Genomic DNA, 19,057 nt, shown 5'->3' with positions numbered 1-19,057 from the left:
TATATGTACTCGTTATGCTAATCCACTCACTCTTCATGACAACGATTTATTAACAATTTACATAAAAGGCTAAAATGGCCTGCTGAAAGGTGTCAGCTTTGCGTAATCTTGATTTAGATCACACAATCGCTACTCAGAAGTGAGTAATCTTGCTTACGCCACCTGGACGTAACGCGTTAGAGTTAAATGATACTAACGCAGAAGCTCTTTTAGTAAATCAGAGCGAAACGGACGTTAAGTAACCACCTGAATTTCAGGCATTTATACAAAGTATCGTCGATCTGTCTATACTCACGTATCGCGCAGATGATTTACTAAAAAAGTTTAACATTATCAGGAGAGCATTATGGCTGTTACTAATGTCGCTGAACTTAACGCACTCGTAGAGCGTGTAAAAAAAGCCCAGCGTGAATATGCCAGTTTCACTCAAGAACAGGTCGACAAAATCTTCCGCGCCGCCGCTCTGGCAGCCGCTGATGCCCGTATTCCGCTGGCCAAAATGGCCGTCGCCGAATCCGGTATGGGTATCGTGGAAGACAAAGTGATTAAAAACCACTTCGCTTCTGAATATATTTACAATGCTTATAAAGATGAAAAAACCTGCGGCGTGCTGTCTGAAGACGACACCTTCGGGACCATCACCATTGCTGAACCTATCGGCATTATTTGCGGTATCGTTCCAACCACTAACCCAACCTCTACCGCGATCTTCAAATCGCTGATTAGCCTGAAGACCCGTAACGCCATCATCTTTTCTCCGCATCCGCGCGCTAAAGAAGCAACCAACAAAGCGGCAGACATCGTTCTGCAAGCGGCTATCGCTGCCGGCGCGCCGAAAGATCTGATTGGCTGGATCGATCAACCTTCCGTAGAACTGTCTAACGCGTTGATGCACCACCCGGATATTAACCTGATCCTCGCCACTGGCGGTCCAGGCATGGTTAAAGCTGCATACAGCTCCGGTAAACCGGCTATCGGCGTAGGCGCAGGCAACACTCCGGTTGTCATTGATGAAACTGCGGATATCAAACGCGCTGTGGCGTCTGTTCTGATGTCTAAAACCTTTGATAACGGCGTAATCTGTGCTTCTGAACAGTCTGTTGTCGTTGTTGATTCCGTCTATGATGCCGTTCGCGAACGTTTCGCCAGCCACGGCGGCTACATGCTGCAGGGCCAGGAGCTGAAAGCGGTTCAAAACGTTATCCTGAAAAATGGCGCTCTGAACGCTGCTATCGTCGGTCAGCCAGCCTACAAAATTGCTGAACTGGCAGGCTTCTCCGTACCAGAAACCACCAAGATTCTGATCGGTGAAGTTACGGTCGTTGACGAAAGCGAACCGTTCGCACACGAAAAACTGTCTCCGACTCTGGCGATGTACCGTGCGAAAGATTTCGAAGAAGCGGTAGAAAAAGCAGAAAAACTGGTCGCTATGGGTGGTATCGGTCACACCTCCTGCCTGTACACTGACCAGGATAACCAGCCAGAACGCGTTGCTTACTTCGGTCAGATGATGAAAACCGCGCGTATCCTGATCAACACCCCGGCCTCTCAGGGTGGTATCGGTGACCTGTACAACTTCAAACTCGCACCTTCCCTGACGTTGGGTTGTGGTTCCTGGGGTGGTAACTCCATCTCTGAAAACGTTGGTCCGAAACACCTGATCAACAAGAAAACCGTTGCTAAGCGAGCTGAAAACATGTTGTGGCACAAACTTCCGAAATCTATCTACTTCCGCCGTGGCTCTTTGCCCATCGCGCTGGATGAAGTGATTACTGATGGCCACAAACGTGCGCTCATCGTGACTGACCGCTTCCTGTTCAACAACGGCTATGCAGACCAGATCACCTCTGTGCTGAAAGCGGCTGGCGTTGAAACCGAAGTCTTCTTCGAAGTTGAAGCAGACCCGACGCTTTCCGTTGTTCGCAAAGGCGCTGAGCTGGCTAACTCCTTCAAACCGGACGTGATCATCGCGCTGGGCGGCGGTTCCCCGATGGACGCCGCGAAAATCATGTGGGTCATGTACGAACATCCGGAAACTCACTTCGAAGAACTGGCGCTGCGCTTTATGGACATCCGTAAACGTATCTACAAGTTCCCGAAAATGGGCGTGAAAGCGAAAATGATCGCCGTCACCACCACTTCCGGTACCGGTTCTGAAGTCACACCGTTTGCGGTTGTGACCGACGATGCAACCGGTCAGAAATATCCGCTGGCTGACTATGCCCTGACCCCGGATATGGCGATTGTCGATGCCAACCTGGTGATGGATATGCCGAAGTCCCTGTGTGCGTTCGGTGGTCTGGATGCGGTAACTCACGCCCTGGAAGCTTACGTTTCCGTACTGGCTTCTGAGTTCTCTGACGGTCAGGCTCTGCAGGCTCTGAAACTGCTGAAAGAAAACCTGCCGGCGTCTTACCACGAAGGGTCTAAAAACCCGGTTGCGCGTGAACGTGTTCACAGTGCAGCGACTATCGCCGGTATCGCGTTTGCCAACGCCTTCCTCGGTGTATGTCACTCCATGGCGCACAAACTGGGCTCTCAGTTCCACATTCCGCACGGTCTGGCGAACGCCCTGCTGATTTGTAACGTTATCCGCTACAACGCGAATGACAACCCGACCAAGCAGACCGCTTTCAGCCAGTACGATCGTCCGCAGGCACGCCGTCGTTACGCTGAAATTGCTGACCACCTGGGCCTGAGCGCGCCGGGCGACCGTACCGCCGCTAAGATTGAAAAACTGCTGGCATGGCTGGAAAGCATTAAAGCTGAGCTGGGTATTCCTAAGTCTATCCGTGAAGCAGGAGTACAGGAAGCTGACTTCCTGGCACACGTTGACAAACTGTCTGAAGATGCCTTCGATGACCAGTGCACCGGCGCTAACCCGCGTTATCCGCTGATCTCCGAACTGAAACAGATTCTGCTGGATACCTACTACGGTCGTGATTTCACCGAAGGTGAAGTTGCAGCGAAGAAAGACGTCGTTGCCGCACCGAAAGCAGAGAAAAAAGCGAAAAAATCCGCTTAATTCGTTATCTGTTTTAGCATGACAATAACGGCCTCAATTGAGGCCGTTTTTTTGTTTTACCTGTTTATCTGATGCCTGAAGGCGCTATGCTTACCATCTGGCCTACGCGCTCACGGCACGCCCTTCGTCAGGAGGCCTGAATAATGACCTCCAAAGCGCTACAGGGCGTTTTATAAGCCGATCTTTACCTCAGGTATCATATGTGCCGATGGCGCTCCTGAATCGCCGTCAGTGAGCCCTCCTCCAGCGCGTCCTTATAATGCTTACGGCAAACTGAAACGTAGCGTTCATTCCCGCCAATAACCACCTGTTCGCCTTCGTTATAAGGCCTGCCGTCCTGATCAAGGCGCAGCACCATACTGGCTTTACGACCGCAGAAACAGATAGTTTTTAATTCCACCAGCTTATCTGACCATGCCAGCAAGTATTGGCTGCCGACAAAGAGCTCCCCACGAAAGTCTGTTCGTAGCCCATAGCAAAGTACTGGAATATCTAATTTGTCGACAACCTCGGATAATTGATAAACCTGCTGGCGAGTCAAAAACTGGCTTTCGTCGACTAACACGCAATGTATTGTCTGCCGCGCGCTCTCGGCACGAATCTCTTCGAACAAGGATGTATTTTGGTTAAACAATTTTGCCGGCGACGACAAACCGATACGAGAGCTGACTTTGCCTGCGCCGAAACGATCGTCGATTTCCGCCGTATATACGACGGTACGCATCCCGCGTTCCTGATAATTGTATGAAGATTGCAGCAGTGCAGTCGACTTACCCGCATTCATTGCCGAATAGTAGAAATATAGCTGTGCCATTGGTCGCAGGACCTCACCTGAGTGAAATAAAGATTGGCGGGATTGTACCATAATTTACCGACGCGACGGCGCGGCTCGCGCTCCGGTGAGTATTAAGAATTGTACAAACATCGCTCACTATACCCAAAATAATTCGCGTTGCTTAAAGGCGGCAAGGGAGTGAGTCCCCAGGAGCATAGATAACTATGTGGCTGGGGTGAGCGAGCGTAGCCAACACATAAGCAACTTGAAGTATGAAGGGTATATACACATTCCTTCACAAATTATGCCGTTAAAATTCATCAACAATGCTTATCATCACCCGCCAATATGAAAACCTTGTACTTATTGTTACCGTTACTCATACCCGGTGCAAAGTAATAGGGTTTTCTTGTAAGGAAAGCTAATACAAGAGATTGATATCTCTGCAATGAGATCGTATTTCATCATGATAAAATGTGACCTGACTCCTAAATTTTTAGCGACAGACGGTGAGTATCCCCCCTGCCAATAAGCTCTTTTTTGTGCGGCGCCTCAAGGAAAATTTAAGTTGAGATAATTAAAACGTGTGCTTAATAAAGCGTAATTTTGAATTCCTTACATTCCTGGCTATTGCACAACTGAATTTATCGCTCTATTATTAGCTCAACAAACCACCCCAATATAAGTTTGAGATTACTACAATGAGCGAAGCACTTAAAATTCTGAACAACATCCGTACTCTTCGTGCGCAGGCAAGAGAATGTACTCTGGAAACGCTTGAAGAAATGCTGGAAAAATTAGAAGTTGTCGTTAATGAGCGTCGTGAAGAAGAAAGCGCTGCTGCTGCTGAAGTGGAAGAACGCACTCGTAAACTGCAACAGTATCGTGAAATGTTAATTGCCGACGGCATTGACCCGAATGAACTGCTGAATAGCATGGCTGCCGCTAAATCCGGTACCAAAGCTAAACGTGCAGCTCGTCCGGCTAAATATAGCTATGTTGACGAAAACGGTGAAACTAAAACCTGGACTGGCCAGGGTCGTACACCGGCTGTAATCAAAAAAGCAATGGAAGAACAAGGTAAGCAACTGGAAGATTTCCTGATCAAGGAATAATTTACTTCCTGGATGCTTAAAATCCCGCCGCTGGCGGGATTTTTTTTGCCTGAGTTCTCCGCTGACGACCCCAGGCATAAAAAAAGCGCCGGATTTACCAGCGCTTCTGTTAAAAAATTTATAACGTATCGTTACTTCTTAATACCCATTTCTTCTTCAAGCCAGGCTTTAAATTCAGCACCCAGCGAATTATGACGGATGCCATATTCAACGAATGCCTGCATATATCCTAACTTATTACCACAGTCATGGCTTTTACCCTTCATGTGGTAGGCTTCAACCGTTTCTTTTTCGATCAGCATATCGATAGCATCGGTCAACTGAATTTCATCCCCGGCGCCCGGAGGGGTTTTCGCCAGCAACGCCCAGATATCCGCGCTCAACACATAACGCCCGACAATCGCAAGGTTAGACGGCGCGACATCCGCTTTTGGTTTTTCAACCACGCCAACCATCGGCACACTTTCGCCCGGCGCCAGCTCAACGCCTTTACAATCGACCACGCCGTATGCAGTCACATCTTCTACTGGCTCAACCATAATCTGGCTATTGCCGGTTTCATCGAAACGGCGGATCATTTCAGCCAGGTTATCCTGAGACAGGTCGGACTCATATTCGTCAAGAATAACGTCTGGCAGAATAACAGCGACAGGTTCGTTTCCGACAACGGGATGCGCGCACAATACGGCATGGCCCAGGCCTTTTGCCAGCCCTTGACGTACCTGCATAATAGTGACATGCGGAGGGCAAATAGACTGAACCTCCTCCAGAAGCTGACGCTTAACGCGTTTTTCCAGCATCGCTTCCAGCTCAAAACTGGTATCAAAGTGGTTTTCAATAGAGTTTTTAGACGAGTGCGTAACAAGCACGATTTCAGTAATGCCAGCAGCGATACATTCGTTCACGACGTACTGAATTAATGGCTTATCAACCAGCGGCAGCATCTCTTTCGGGATAGCTTTGGTCGCTGGCAGCATCCTGGTTCCCAATCCCGCGACCGGGATAACGGCTTTTTTGACTTTCGAATTAAGGGCAGCCATTTAAAATTCTCCTGGACTGTTCATGTATTGAACGTGTTCATTAATCTGTATCGTGTTCCAGTATATCAGTACCAGAACAAGCCTCAGGTCCAAAAAGGACTTATATTGGTATAATTAAGACAAATACTTATAAATCTGCCGCAGATAGTAACACTCGTCGGGAAAGGCCGGTAAAGCAATTTCCGCTCACTCTTCCGTTTGGTCATTCCGCAGACAACATCAATCGCAGACGCCCTCCTGCGCCCCATATTTGACACTGCCACGAGTCGCAACGCTGGCTTAATTGGTTAAGGTAGGCGTTACCCAATGTTCCTAGCGGCACGCCGCTGCTAATTTGAACCTGATGAGCGCCCGTATTTAAGGTGGCGTTCAATCCGGCGGAGACGAGAATCAAATTTTTGAGCTCACTGTGATAGTAGCCGACAAATAGCGGGAATTGCCCAGGTAAATTGGCTTGTCTGAGCAGATGATTTACCTGTTTTAATAGCGCGCCTAACTCCGGTAAACGGTGCTTTTGTTGGCCGAGCTGATCCTGCAATAAGCCGTTAAATAGCGCCCGCAGCAACAATGCGGCTAACACGCCGTTATCGCCCGCCCGGGTGACATCCAGGCAATAAAATGCCAGTTCGTTATCAGATAGCGGCGCAATATCCAGCACCAGTCCAGGCTGATCGGCGGAGACGAGCTGCCGGTAATTAATGCGGCAATGAGAAATCACCTGCTGTACCGGGGGCTGCAATTCCTGCAACAATTGCGCTGCGGCGGTCGGATTACTCACCATTGCATCCCAGTCACGAAACAGGCGTTCTTCTTCTTCAACCCGCGAGTTAAACATATTAGGGTATAAGCAAGCGAATACGGTTTCCCGCAAGCGGTTGAGATCTTTTACCGGCTTCAGCAAGACATCTTCAACCCCAAGGCGTAACGCTTTGGCGATATCCGCCATATTTTCTGTTGCGGAAATAACCAGAATAGGCGTCTGGTCTCCGCGATTACGTAAGTTTTCTACCAGTTTGAGACCGTTCATTCTCGGCATCGCGATATCACATATCATGAGATCAGGGGTAAAACGCCCCATCAACTCCAGGGCATCCACCCCGTCGCCTGCCAATGCCGTTGTCGCTCCCAAAGAGGAAAACCACGAATCCAGAAGCGAGCGAAATACAGGCTCGTCTTCAACAATAAGAATCTGTTTTCCGACCAATGGCTGCGTCATGTTCTCTCCCCTGACTGGCTTTAATCAATAGTGGCATGGTATTGCCGCTTGCGCCTGTCAGAATTTGCTTAAGTGATCGTAAAAGGTACATTAAACGTCGGTACGCACCAAGGGTATAAGTTCGTCCATCTTTTTCTCTACGGCTAACTGACCCGCCGCAATAGCGGCATGGGCGCGATGAAAATCCAGCGTAGAGATTTGCGGACAGAATGGTTGAATGAGAATATCAGGCGGATCGCCAGCCATACGGTTACGTTTAAGACGATTTTCCAACACCTGAATGGAGGTTGTCATGATTTCCATTGCCCCAGGCGAACTCACGCCACGGCGTGAAGTCAGGCTACTGAAACGTTCTTTTAAACGCTTATGCCAGGGCAGCGCATCATCGCTCTCTTCATTGATATTCCCGACATTTACAGAGAGCAAATCTTGCTGCATGAGGTGGGCATCATGTTGCAGGTCTACCGCAATAACGATATCAGCCCCCAGCGCCCTGGTTAACGAAACAGGTACCGGATTAACGACTGCGCCATCTACCAGCCAGTAACCGTTATGCTCAACCGGAGACATCAGCCCTGGCATACTGCACGACGCGCGTACAGCAAGGTGTAGATCGCCTTCAGTAAACCATAGCTCTCGTCCCGTGCTAAGATTCGTCGCGACCGCGCCAAAACGTCTTGAACAGTGGTCAAAATCCGTGACGGGCATAATATCCCGATAGTGATTAAATACGCGTTCGCCGCGAAGCAACCCTCCTCTGCCCCAGGATACATCCATCAGGCGTAAAACATCCCAGTAGCGGAATGAACATACCCACTGTTCAAGCGCCGATAATTTATTACAGGCATACGCGGCGCCGACCAGTGAACCTATTGAGCATCCTGCAACGATATCAATATCAATGCCTGTTTGCTTGAGGGCTTTGATGACCCCAATATGAGACCATCCTCTCGCTGCGCCAGATCCCAGCGCCAGCCCTATTTTCATTTTTCTCATCGTACTTAACGACTTCCCCTGGCTTCAAGACGTAGCAACATCGCCACTGCTCAGTTAACATAATGCCACCCTGGCGTTCAACGCCGTTTTTTATATTCAGGGAGATTATTGTGTCTCAGCCTTGTCCCTGTGGTAGCGCTGACGAGTATAGCCTATGTTGTGGTCGTATTGTGTCCGGAGAACGAGTAGCACCCGATCCGTCACATCTCATGCGCTCTCGTTACTGCGCTTTTGTGATGAAAGACGCAGATTACTTAATTAAGAGCTGGCATCCAACCTGCAATGCGGCCGCGTTTCGTGATGATATCATCGCCGGATTTGCCAATACCAGGTGGCTCGGCCTGACTATTTTTGAACATACCTGGTCAGAAGCAGAAAATACAGGGTATGTTAGTTTTATCGCGCGTTTTTCCGAACAAGGGAAAACCGGGGCGATTATCGAACGTTCTCGTTTTATCAAAGAAAACGGTCAGTGGTATTATATTGACGGTACCCGCCCGCAGTTGGGTCGAAATGATCCCTGCCCGTGCGGTTCAGGCAAAAAATTTAAAAAGTGCTGCGGCCAGTGACGCCTGACAGTATCGATACAGCAAACACTCTCAACAGGATTTTTCCGGCAATGCAATCACTACAACGTAAAGTTCTGCGTACTATTTGTCCCGATCAAAAAGGCCTTATCGCGCGGATTACCAACATTTGCTATAAGCACGAGCTTAATATTGTGCAAAACAATGAATTTGTGGACCATCGCACCGGTCGCTTTTTTATGCGGACCGAGCTGGAAGGCATCTTCAATGATTCCACTCTTCTGGCCGATCTGGACAGCGCCTTACCGGAAGGCTCTGTTCGTGAACTCAATCCCGCCGGACGCCGTCGGGTAGTGATTCTGGTTACCAAAGAGGCGCATTGTCTGGGCGACCTGCTGATGAAAGCCAACTATGGCGGGCTGGATGTTGAAATCGCCGCGGTCATTGGCAACCATGAAACGTTACGCTCGCTGGTTGAACGTTTTGAGATCCCTTTCGAACTGGTCAGCCATGAGGGATTAACGCGTGAAGAGCATGACACGAAGATGGCGGACGCCATTGATGCCCATCAACCGGACTATGTGGTGCTGGCCAAGTATATGCGTGTTTTGACGCCAGGTTTTGTGGCGCGCTTCCCGAACAAAATTATCAATATCCACCACTCATTCCTGCCGGCGTTTATCGGCGCGCGTCCTTATCATCAGGCCTATGAGCGCGGCGTGAAAATCATCGGCGCTACCGCGCACTATGTGAATGATAATCTGGATGAAGGCCCAATCATTATGCAGGACGTGATTCACGTCGATCACACCTACACCGCAGAAGATATGATGCGTGCCGGGCGCGACGTTGAGAAAAACGTATTAAGCCGCGCGCTGTATCAGGTTCTGGCGCAGCGGGTCTTTGTTTACGGCAATCGGACGATTATTCTTTAATCGTCCGTAATATGAATTGATTAGCTTTAATCCGTTACGGATGAAAAGTACGCAAACAGTTCATTTCAGGCAAAGGAATGCTTTACAGCGGCGTGTCATTTGATATGATGCGCCCCGCTTCCCAAAAGGAAGCGGGCCAGTATTAAGCATTACCCCGTGGTGGGGTTCCCGAGCGGCCAAAGGGAGCAGACTGTAAATCTGCCGTCATCGACTTCGAAGGTTCGAATCCTTCCCCCACCACCATTATTCACTACATCGATGTAGTTAACTCGATGAGCAATGCAGATGTTTGCACTTGTCGGGGAAGGGTGAGAACCTTCGATTAAGGTTCGACTCGAGCGAAAGCGAGAGAACGTTGCCAACGGCAACGGCCCGTAGGGTGAGGAGCGAAGCGACGAATAATCCTTCCCCCACCACCATCTTCAAGCTTTACCTACAATTTGAATTACCCCTGGTGGGGTTCCCGAGCGGCCAAAGGGAGCAGACTGTAAATCTGCCGTCATCGACTTCGAAGGTTCGAATCCTTCCCCCACCACCATCACTCCCGTCGCGTATCTTATCCCCGCTAAGCACAGTGCCTTATATCTCTCTGTACGGGAAGGATGAGAAGCTTCGACTAAGGTTCGATTCGAGCGCAGCGAGAAAGCGTTGCCACAGGCAACGACCCGAAGGGCGAAGCGCGCAGCGCTGAGTCATCCTTCCCCCACCACCATCACTTCCGTCGCGTATCTTATCCCCGTTAAGCACACTGTCTCATATCTCTCCGTACGGGGAAGGATGAGAAGCTTCGACTAAGGTTCGATTCGAGCGAAAGCGAGAAAGCGTTGCCGCAGGCAACGACCCGAAGGGCGAAGCGCGCAGCGCTGAGTCATCCTTCCCCCACCACCATGACTTCATAAAGCACCAATTTCAAATCAATCAGCACTGCCCCATATCCTTACCCCACAGGCAGACTTCACTCCATGGCGCCATGGCTTATTGGCTATCTTATCAATACTTCTTCCTGGCAATCTTTTTCGCCTCCTTTGATTGGTTGATTTTTCGCCTGATGAGATCAAAGGCGGCATATGTCTCGCTAAGTTGATCTGGGGTGAGCGTTCCCTTGAGTCGGTTTCTTTCGGCAATGAGCGCTGAACAATCATCCTTAGATTTTTCCGTATATATACTTGCCATGTAATACCAAATATAGGCCTGCTTATTATCTTTAGGCACACCCTGGCGCCCATGAGCATAAATTTCCCCAAGCGCTGATTGTGCCGGAGTAAACCCCTGCTCTGCCGCTTTGAGGTACCACTTCAGCGCATTCCGGCTATTTTCAGGCACGCCTCTTCCCGTGCTATATGCTACGCCAAGCTGATATTGCGCTTTCGCAAAATCCTGTTTTGCTGCTTTTCGATACCATGCGATAGCCTGTCTGTCGCTTTGCGCGACGCCGCGACCAAAAGCAGACATGATGCCCAGATGCGTTTGCGCAGCAGGCAGTCCCTGGCGTGCGGCTTTGCGATACCACGCCAGCGCCTGTTGGTAGTCCTGAGAAACGCCCTCACCCTGCATAAACATCACGCCGATCGCATCCTGCGCCTCGGCCAATCCTTGCGCTGCGGCTCTGCGATACCACTCCAGCGCCAGGTTGTGATCTTTCAATAAGTGATAACCGTTGTAATACCATACGCCAAAATTGTACTGTACCTTTGCCATCACGCGTTGCGCTGTTTTTCGATACCACGTCTGAGAGTGAACCCGGTCAGCGGGATGCGCTTTATCATAGAGCGCATTCAGCGGAATGTGGCCTGGCGTATAGCTGCTTGGTATACCTTCATTAAGCCAGTAAACTGCCTGACGATAATCCTGAGGCACGCCTTCACCATAAAAATAGGCAACGCCGAGATAAAGTTGCGCGGGGTAGTACATATTTTCCGCCGCTTTACGCATCAAGATCGCCGTTTGCTGATAATCCTGAGGGACGCCCTGACCGTGGGCGTACATTACCCCAAGCTTAAATTGTGCTGACGAAGCTGAACCCTGGCCGCGGACAACGCCCGCATCATTGGTTGGAGAGGCGGCTTTTCGATACCACTCCAGCGCTAGCTGGGTATTTTGGGGAAACCCATCGCCATACATATAGGCGTCACCGAGGATTTCTTGCGTACTACTATCCCCTAGCTCTGCCGCCTTGCGATACCACTCCAGCGCTTTTTGTCGACTAAGTGGAAAATTTTCACCATAGTTGTAATGATAGCCAAGGATGAAATAGGAAAAATCAGAACCTTGTTTACCCGCTTTCTCCAGCCATTTTATGGCTAGTTTATAATCAGGCTTAACATATCGCCCCTCCGCATACCAGCTTCCAAGCGAGAACTGCGCGCTTTCATCTCCTTGTTCCGCTTTTTGCTCTAATTCCTGAACGTACTGGCATTCTTCCGAGTCGGGGGGATAGCGCTCCTCGCAGACAGCAGCGTGAGCCATTTTTGAAATAAATATATTTAATATTATTATTTTGAAAATTGATGAAAAACGCATACAACTATCCTTATTGTCGTTTATGGCGTGATTATATGCTGCATCATCCTTTTTCTGCTTACAAAAAACTCGCACAGATGCTGAATAAACTCAGAAACAAAGAGTCCGGATTCAGATGCCAGACATGGCAAATCCGCTGTAAACGAAACAAGGCGGCGGTCGATAAGGCATTTATGCCGCACTCCGGCAAATAGCCATAAAAAAACTCCGCCGAAGCGGAGTTTAGGGCATCGAGAGCAAATCAGTGACGCGCACGTACAATCTGGTATTTGCGGGTCAGATACTCGACCGGCACGCTCCAGATATGCACCAGGCGCGAGAATGGGAATAGCAGGAACAGCGTCATCCCCAGTACCAGGTGCATACGGAAGATAAAGGCCACACCGTCCAGATGTGCGGATGCGCCACCGTGGAAGGTCACAACTGACTGCGCCCACCCGACCAGCTTCATCATTTCACTCCCGTCCATATGCTGGGCGGAGAACGGAATGGTCAGCAGGCCCAGCGCGCACTGAATCACCAGCAGCGAGAGAATCAAAATATCTGCGCCGGTAGTGGTGGCGCGGACACGTGGGCTAAACAGACGACGCTTGAGCAGTAAAATACCGCCAACCAGCGTCAGCACGCCGCAGGCGCCGCCGGCAATCATCGCCATCTTCTGCTTCACGTCGACCGGCAGAAAAGCTTCATACATCCAGTGCGGCGTTAACATGCCCAGGAAGTGACCGGCGAAAATACCCAGAATCCCAATGTGGAACAGGTTTGACGCCAGGTTCATTCCTGTGCGATCCAGCATCTGACTGGAAGCCGCCCGCCAGGTGTACTGACCGTAGTCGTAACGTAACCAGCTACCGATCAGAAATACCGATCCGGCAATGTACGGGTAGATATCAAAGAAGAACATATTCAGGAAGTGCATTAGTGCTGTCCTCCGGTGGTGATATTCAGATATTGCGGTGCCACGGCCCCGGCAAAACGACGCTGGTGAGCGGAGATTTCCGACTCGCCACACCCTTGATCGGCGAAGAATTTCACCTGCTCTTCTTCCCAGACCGCATCCAACGCCTGCGGGGTATCATCACGTGCTTCATTCGCAATTTTTTCAGCCACTTTGTCGCTGTCGATAACGGTATTCGCCAGTTTTAACAGCAGATCGAACAGCACCGCATAACGGCTGTCACGCTGTTGCAAACGTGCGCTGAGCAGCGCCAGAATCGGCGCGATATCCTGTAACCCCCCTAACGCTTCGCTTTTCGGCAATTGCGCAAGGTATTCCAGATACAGCGGCAGATGATCGGGAAGTTCGCGACTGTCGAGCTGCAAACCGTGCTGCTCATACTGTGCCATCAGGTCAACCATCGCCTGACCGCGATCGCGGGATTCCCCGTGTACATGTTCAAACAGCAGCAGCGATGTGGCGCGACCACGGTCAAACAGTTCGCTATAAGCGGCCTGTACATCCAGCAGGTCCTGCGCGGTTAAATCGCGCAGGAAAACGCCCAGAGTCTGGGCATCCTCTTTATCCAGGTTCTCAGATGACGCGAGCGCATCGAACAACTCCTGCTGATGCTGCCACAGGGCAGCATCCGGGTACTCGAGCAGACGCGAAACAATGACGAGTTCAATCATGCGTGCGGCTCCGTTTTGCTGGTCACATCAACAGCGTCGATGCGGCGGCTGTTGAACAGATTGAATTTGGTATCAGACCCGTGGCAACCATCGCCGAAGGTAAAGCCACAACCGCTTTTCTCCGGGAATGCGTCACGCGCCAGTTCACGATGGCTGCTCGGCACCACAAAGCGATCTTCATAATTAGCAATTGCCAGGTAACGATACATTTCCTGCGCCTGGGCTTCGCTTAAACCCACCTCTTCCAGCGCGCGGGTATCCACTTTACCGTCTACGGTTTCCGCACGTTTGTAGTGACGCATCGCCAGCATCCGTTTCAGCGCCAACAGTACCGGCTGAGTGTCGCCAGCGGTCAACAGGTTCGCCAGGTACTGCACCGGGATACGCAGACTGTCTACATCCGGCAGAATACCGTTGCTGCCCAGTTCACCCGCGTCGGCGGCAGACTGAATCGGTGACAAAGGCGGCACGTACCAGACCATCGGCAGCGTGCGGTATTCCGGATGCAGCGGCAGCGCCAGCTTCCAGTCCATCGCCATTTTGTACACTGGCGATTGTTGCGCCGCATCGATCACGCTCTGCGGCACGCCGTCCTTCAGCGCCTGCTCAATGACAGCCGGATCGTTCGGATCGAGGAACACGTCCAGTTGACGCTGGTACAGATCTTTTTCGTTTTCCGTACTGGCGGCGCTTTCAATGGCATCTGCGTCATACAGCAGTACGCCGAGATAACGGATACGGCCCACGCAGGTTTCGGAGCAAACGGTCGGCTGACCAGCTTCGATACGCGGGTAGCAGAAGATGCACTTCTCGGACTTGCCGCTCTTCCAGTTGAAGTAAATTTTCTTGTACGGGCAACCGGTGATGCACATCCGCCAGCCGCGGCACTTGTCCTGGTCGATCAGCACGATGCCATCTTCTTCACGCTTATAAATCGCGCCGCTCGGGCAGGTCGCCACGCACGCCGGGTTGAGACAGTGCTCGCACAGGCGCGGCAGGTACATCATGAAGGTGTTTTCGAACTGGCCGTACATCGCCTTCTGCATGTTTTCGAAATTCTGATCTTTGGCGCGTTTTTCGAACTCGCCGCCCAGAATCTCTTCCCAGTTTGGCCCGCTGGTAATTTTGTCCATCCGCTGCCCGGTAATCAGCGAGCGTGGACGCGCGATCGGCTGATGTTTGCTTTCCGGCGCGGTATGCAGGTTCTGGTAGTCGTAATCAAACGGCTCGTAGTAGTCGTCGATGCCCGGCAGATGCGGGTTAGCGAAGATTTTACCCAGCAGCAGCGCCCGGTTGCCCATGCGCGGCTGTAGTTTGCCGTTGATTTTGCGGATCCAGCCGCCTTTCCATTTTTCCTGATTTTCCCAGTCATTCGGAAAACCAACGCCAGGCTTACTTTCTACGTTGTTGAACCACGCGTATTCCATACCTTCGCGACTGGTCCAGACGTTTTTACAGGTGACTGAACAGGTATGACAGCCGATGCACTTATCGAGATTCAGCACCATGCCGACTTGTGAACGAATTTTCATTTTACGCTCTCCTGTACCTGGTCATTGCCTTCGCCATCCAACCAGTTAATGTTCTTCATCTTACGTACCACCACAAACTCATCGCGGTTGGAGCCGACGGTACCGTAGTAGTTAAAGCCGTAGGCTAACTGCGCATAGCCGCCGATCATATGGGTCGGTTTCGGCGTAATGCGCGTCACCGAGTTATGAATACCGCCGCGCTGCTGGGTAATTTCCGACCCCGGCAGGTTTACGATACGTTCCTGCGCGTGGTACATCATGGTCATACCCGCCGGTACACGCTGGCTGACCACTGCGCGTGCGGTCAATGCGCCGTTGCTGTTGAAGACTTCGATCCAATCGTTATCTTCAATGCCCAGCTCTTTGGCGTCGGTTTCGCTCATCCATACAATCGGGCCGCCACGCGACAAGGTCAGCATCAACAGGTTATCGCTGTAGGTCGAGTGGATACCCCATTTCTGGTGCGGCGTCAGGAAGTTGAGCGCCTTCTCCGGATTACCGTTGGATTTACGCCCCATCACCGCTTTCACCGAGCGGGTGTCGATCGGTGGGCGATACACCAGCAGACTTTCGCCGAAGTCGCGCATCCACTGGTGATCCTGATACAACTGTTGGCGACCAGACAGCGTACGCCACGGGATCAGCTCGTGAACGTTGGTATAACCGGCGTTATAAGAAACATGCTCATCTTCCAGACCAGACCAGGTCGGGCTGGAGATAATTTTGCGCGGCTGGGCCTGAATATCGCGGAAGCGGATTTTCTCTTCTTCTTTATTGGTTGCCAGATGCGTATGGTCGCGACCGGTAAACTCGCTCAGCGCCGCCCAGGCTTTCACCGCCACCTGACCGTTGGTTTCCGGCGCTAACGTCAGGATCATCTCTGCCGCGTCAATCGCCGTGTTGAGCATCGGCTGGCCTTTCGCCGGACCGTCCGCTTTGGTGTAATTAAGCTTACGCAGCAAGTCCATTTCGCTTTGCGTGTTCCAGGCAATCCCTTTCCCGCCGTTGCCGATTTTCTCCATCAGCGGGCCGATAGAGGTAAAGCGTTCGTAAGTCGCCGGGTAATCGCGCTCGACGGTCATGATGTGCGGCGCGGTTTTCCCTGGAATCAGATCGCATTCGCCTTTTTTCCAGTCTTTCACGTCCAGCGGCTGCGCCAGTTCAGCGGCAGAATCGTGCTGGATCGGCAGCGTCACGACGTCAGTCTCTTTACCCAGGTGGCCTACACAGACTTCGGAGAATTTCTTCGCAATGCCTTTGTAGATTTCCCAGTCGCTTTTCGATTCCCAGGCCGGATCTACGGCGGCAGACAGCGGATGAATAAACGGATGCATATCCGAGGTATTCATATCGTCTTTTTCATACCAGGTGGCGGTCGGCAGTACGATATCGGAGTACAGGCAGGTGCTCGACAGGCGGAAGTCCAGCGTCACCACCAGATCCAGTTTGCCGTCCAGACCATTGTCACGCCACTCCACTTCTTCCGGCTTCACACCGCCCTGTTTACCCAGATCCAGCCCCTGAATACCATGCTCAGTACCCAGCAGATATTTCAGCATGTACTCATGGCCCTTACCGGAAGACCCAAGCAGGTTTGAACGCCAGATGAACAGGTTACGCGGGTGGTTTTTACCGTTTTCCGGCTGCTCGGCGGCAAAGCGAATCGAACCCTCTTTCAGGGATTTGACGGTATAGTCTACCGGCGTCATACCGGCTTTTTCCGCTTCACGCGCAATGTACAGCGGGTTAGTGCCTAACTGCGGTGCCGACGGCAACCAGCCCATACGCTCGGCGCGCACATTGAAGTCAATCAGATGACCGCTATAGCGGGATTTGTCCGCCATCGGCGACAATAATTCCTCGGCGGTCACCGTCTCGTAGCGCCACTGGCTGGAGTGGTTATAGAAGTAAGAGGTGCTATTCATGTGACGCGCCGGACGCTGCCAGTCAAGGGCAAACGCCAGCGGCTGCCAGCCGGTCTGCGGACGCAGTTTTTCCTGGCCGACGTAGTGCGCCCAACCGCCGCCGCTCTGACCAACGCAACCACAGAACACTAACATATTGATCAGCCCGCGATAGTTCATATCGAGGTGATACCAGTGGTTCAGACCGGCGCCAACGATAATCATTGAACGCCCGTGCGTTTTGTCCGCGTTATCGGCGAACTCCCGTGCGATACGGATGATCTGCGCCCGCGGCACGCCGGTGATCTGCTCGGCCCATGCTGGCGTATACGCTTTGGTATCATCATAACTGGCGGCACAATTTTCATCGTTCAGTCCGCGTTCCAGACCATAGTTCGCCATGGTCAGGTCATACACGGTGGTGACTAACGCTGAAGAACCATCGGCCAGTTGCAGACGTTTTGCCGGCAGTTTATGCAGCAGGACGTTATCCAGCGCCACATGATTAAAGTACTCTGAACCCTCGCCGCCGAAATACGGGAAGCCCACGTCAGCAATCTCATCCTGGCTGCCCAGCAAGCTGAGCTGCAATTCAGTTTCTGCACCGGTAGTCCCGTCGCGCTGTTCGAGGTTCCATTTGCCTTTTTCGCCCCAGCGGAAACCAATTGAACCGTTTGGCGCCACCATTTCACCGTTGCTGTTAATGGCGACGGTTTTCCATTCCGGGTTATTTTCCTGCCCCAGCGAATCAACGAGATCGGCAGCGCGCAGCATACGACCTGCGGCATAATAACCATCACGCTCTTCAAGCATCACCAGCATTGGCATGTCGGTATAGCGACGGACATAATCGGTGAAGTACTGGCGCGGGTTGTCGAGGTGGAATTCGCGCAGCATGACGTGGCCCATCGCCAGCGCCATCGCCGCATCGGTCCCCTGCTTCGGTGCCAGCCACAGATCGCACAGTTTGGCGATTTCGGCATAGTCCGGCGTCACCGCGACGGTTTTAGTGCCTTTGTAACGTACTTCGGTAAAGAAGTGGGCATCCGGCGTACGGGTTTGCGGCACGTTAGAGCCCCAGGCGATAATATAGCTGGAATTGTACCAGTCAGCGGATTCCGGCACGTCGGTCTGCTCGCCCCAGGTTTGCGGGGAGGCTGGCGGCAGGTCGCAGTACCAGTCGTAGAAGCTCAGGCAGGTACCGCCAATCAGCGAAAGATAACGTGCGCCGGAAGCGTAGGAGACCATCGACATCGCCGGAATGGGTGAGAAGCCCGCGACGCGGTCAGGGCCATAGGTTTTCACGGTGTACACGTTGGAAGCGGCGATCAGCTCGTTCACTTCCTGCCATGAGGAGCGAACAAAGCCGCCACGACCACGCGCCTGTTTGAAGCTTTTGGCTTTATCGGCATCTTCAATGATGGAGGCCCATGCCTCTACCGGATCGCGATGCAGTTTTTTCGCCTCGCGCCACATCTTCATCAGACGTTTGCGCATCAGCGGATATTTCAGTCGGTTAGCGCTGTAGAGATACCAGGAGTAACTTGCCCCGCGCGGGCAGCCGCGAGGTTCATGGTTTGGCATATCAGGACGGGTGCGCGGGTAATCGGTTTGCTGTGTTTCCCAGGTCACCAGACCATTTTTGACATAAATTTTCCAGCTACAAGAACCGGTGCAGTTCACCCCATGGGTTGAGCGCACAATTTTGTCATGCTGCCAACGTTGGCGGTATCCGTCCTCCCAGTCCCGGTTTGTTTCGAGAAGCTGGCCGTGCCCATCGGCAAAGGTTTCGCCCTTCTGCTTGAAGTAGCGAAACCGGTCCAGGAATTTACTCATCGGGTTT

General features: G+C 51.8%; 13 protein-coding genes, 2 tRNA genes and 3 other RNA genes. 9 read left to right on the top strand and 9 right to left on the bottom strand.

What is annotated here, in order from left to right; genetic code table 11:
* The first annotated feature begins 346 nt into the window (after positions 1-346).
* Positions 347-3,025 carry a bifunctional acetaldehyde-CoA/alcohol dehydrogenase gene (gene adhE, locus EOS98_RS10500; RefSeq protein WP_000301678.1) on the top strand — a complete coding sequence of 893 codons (2,679 nt, stop codon included), beginning with the start codon at positions 347-349 and terminating at the stop codon, positions 3,023-3,025.
* Between the two features lie 196 nt (positions 3,026-3,221).
* Here adhE and tdk read toward each other — a convergent pair whose 3' ends face one another.
* Positions 3,222-3,839 carry a thymidine kinase gene (tdk, locus tag EOS98_RS10495; RefSeq protein WP_000068097.1) on the bottom strand — a complete coding sequence of 206 codons (618 nt, stop codon included), beginning with the start codon at positions 3,837-3,839 and terminating at the stop codon, positions 3,222-3,224.
* Between the two features lie 662 nt (positions 3,840-4,501).
* Between tdk and hns the strand changes: the two genes are divergently transcribed.
* Positions 4,502-4,915, top strand: coding sequence for a histone-like nucleoid-structuring protein H-NS (gene hns / locus EOS98_RS10490; protein ID WP_001287383.1), 414 nt, complete (start codon positions 4,502-4,504; stop codon positions 4,913-4,915).
* A gap of 131 nt (positions 4,916-5,046) precedes the next feature.
* Here the strand turns inward: hns and galU are convergent, their stop codons facing one another.
* From galU to rssA, 3 genes are all read right to left on the bottom strand, one after another.
* Positions 5,047-5,955: a UTP--glucose-1-phosphate uridylyltransferase GalU gene (gene galU, locus EOS98_RS10485; protein ID WP_000729450.1), complete on the bottom strand. Its 909-nt coding sequence runs from the start codon at positions 5,953-5,955 to the stop codon at positions 5,047-5,049.
* Positions 5,956-6,157: 202 nt separating this feature from the next.
* A complete protein-coding gene (rssB, locus tag EOS98_RS10480) occupies positions 6,158-7,171 on the bottom strand; it encodes a two-component system response regulator RssB (RefSeq protein ID WP_000193432.1) in 1,014 nt (337 codons plus the stop codon).
* Between the two features lie 90 nt (positions 7,172-7,261).
* Positions 7,262-8,167 (bottom strand): patatin-like phospholipase RssA, encoded by a 906-nt coding sequence (gene rssA, locus EOS98_RS10475; protein ID WP_001230575.1) that lies wholly within the window; start codon positions 8,165-8,167, stop codon positions 7,262-7,264.
* 110 nt (positions 8,168-8,277) lie between these two features.
* Between rssA and EOS98_RS10470 the strand changes: the two genes are divergently transcribed.
* The 7 genes from EOS98_RS10470 to EOS98_RS10440 all read left to right on the top strand — a co-directional run bounded on the left by EOS98_RS10470 (position 8,278) and on the right by EOS98_RS10440 (position 10,517).
* On the top strand, positions 8,278-8,736 hold the full coding sequence (locus EOS98_RS10470) for a YchJ family protein (RefSeq protein ID WP_001540172.1): 459 nt from the start codon (positions 8,278-8,280) through the stop codon (positions 8,734-8,736).
* Between the two features lie 50 nt (positions 8,737-8,786).
* Positions 8,787-9,629, top strand: coding sequence for a formyltetrahydrofolate deformylase (purU, locus tag EOS98_RS10465; protein ID WP_001191156.1), 843 nt, complete (start codon positions 8,787-8,789; stop codon positions 9,627-9,629).
* A gap of 158 nt (positions 9,630-9,787) precedes the next feature.
* Positions 9,788-9,872: transfer RNA gene (locus EOS98_RS10460), tRNA-Tyr, on the top strand.
* A gap of 44 nt (positions 9,873-9,916) precedes the next feature.
* Positions 9,917-10,048, top strand: a non-coding RNA gene (locus tag EOS98_RS10455) — RtT sRNA.
* 34 nt (positions 10,049-10,082) lie between these two features.
* A tRNA-Tyr gene (locus tag EOS98_RS10450) sits at positions 10,083-10,167 on the top strand.
* Positions 10,168-10,210: 43 nt separating this feature from the next.
* Positions 10,211-10,341: non-coding RNA, RtT sRNA (locus tag EOS98_RS10445), on the top strand.
* A gap of 44 nt (positions 10,342-10,385) precedes the next feature.
* Positions 10,386-10,517, top strand: a non-coding RNA gene (locus EOS98_RS10440) — RtT sRNA.
* Positions 10,518-10,619: 102 nt separating this feature from the next.
* On the opposite strand, the gene EOS98_RS10435 is transcribed toward EOS98_RS10440, so the two are convergent.
* The 5 genes from EOS98_RS10435 to EOS98_RS10410 all read right to left on the bottom strand — a co-directional run bounded on the left by EOS98_RS10435 (position 10,620) and on the right by EOS98_RS10410 (position 19,050).
* Positions 10,620-12,149 (bottom strand): tetratricopeptide repeat protein, encoded by a 1,530-nt coding sequence (locus tag EOS98_RS10435; RefSeq protein ID WP_001212717.1) that lies wholly within the window; start codon positions 12,147-12,149, stop codon positions 10,620-10,622.
* A gap of 241 nt (positions 12,150-12,390) precedes the next feature.
* Entirely contained in the window at positions 12,391-13,068 is a 678-nt protein-coding gene (gene narI, locus EOS98_RS10425) for a respiratory nitrate reductase subunit gamma (RefSeq protein ID WP_126524032.1), read from the bottom strand.
* A complete protein-coding gene (gene narJ, locus EOS98_RS10420) occupies positions 13,068-13,778 on the bottom strand; it encodes a nitrate reductase molybdenum cofactor assembly chaperone (protein ID WP_000571667.1) in 711 nt (236 codons plus the stop codon). The genes narI and narJ overlap by 1 nt, the downstream gene beginning before the upstream one ends.
* A complete protein-coding gene (gene narH, locus EOS98_RS10415) occupies positions 13,775-15,310 on the bottom strand; it encodes a nitrate reductase subunit beta (RefSeq protein WP_000702629.1) in 1,536 nt (511 codons plus the stop codon). Before narH ends, narJ begins: the two co-directional genes overlap by 4 nt.
* Positions 15,307-19,050, bottom strand: a complete 3,744-nt coding sequence (locus EOS98_RS10410) for a nitrate reductase subunit alpha (RefSeq protein WP_000032883.1) — start codon at positions 19,048-19,050, stop codon at positions 15,307-15,309. Before EOS98_RS10410 ends, narH begins: the two co-directional genes overlap by 4 nt.
* Positions 19,051-19,057 lie beyond the last annotated feature (7 nt).

It is taken from the genome of Salmonella sp. SSDFZ69 (assembly GCF_004010755.1).
GTDB lineage: Bacteria > Pseudomonadota > Gammaproteobacteria > Enterobacterales > Enterobacteriaceae > Salmonella > Salmonella enterica.
Note: the sequence above shows the minus strand (reverse complement) of the source record. Positions and strands in the feature narration are given on the sequence as shown.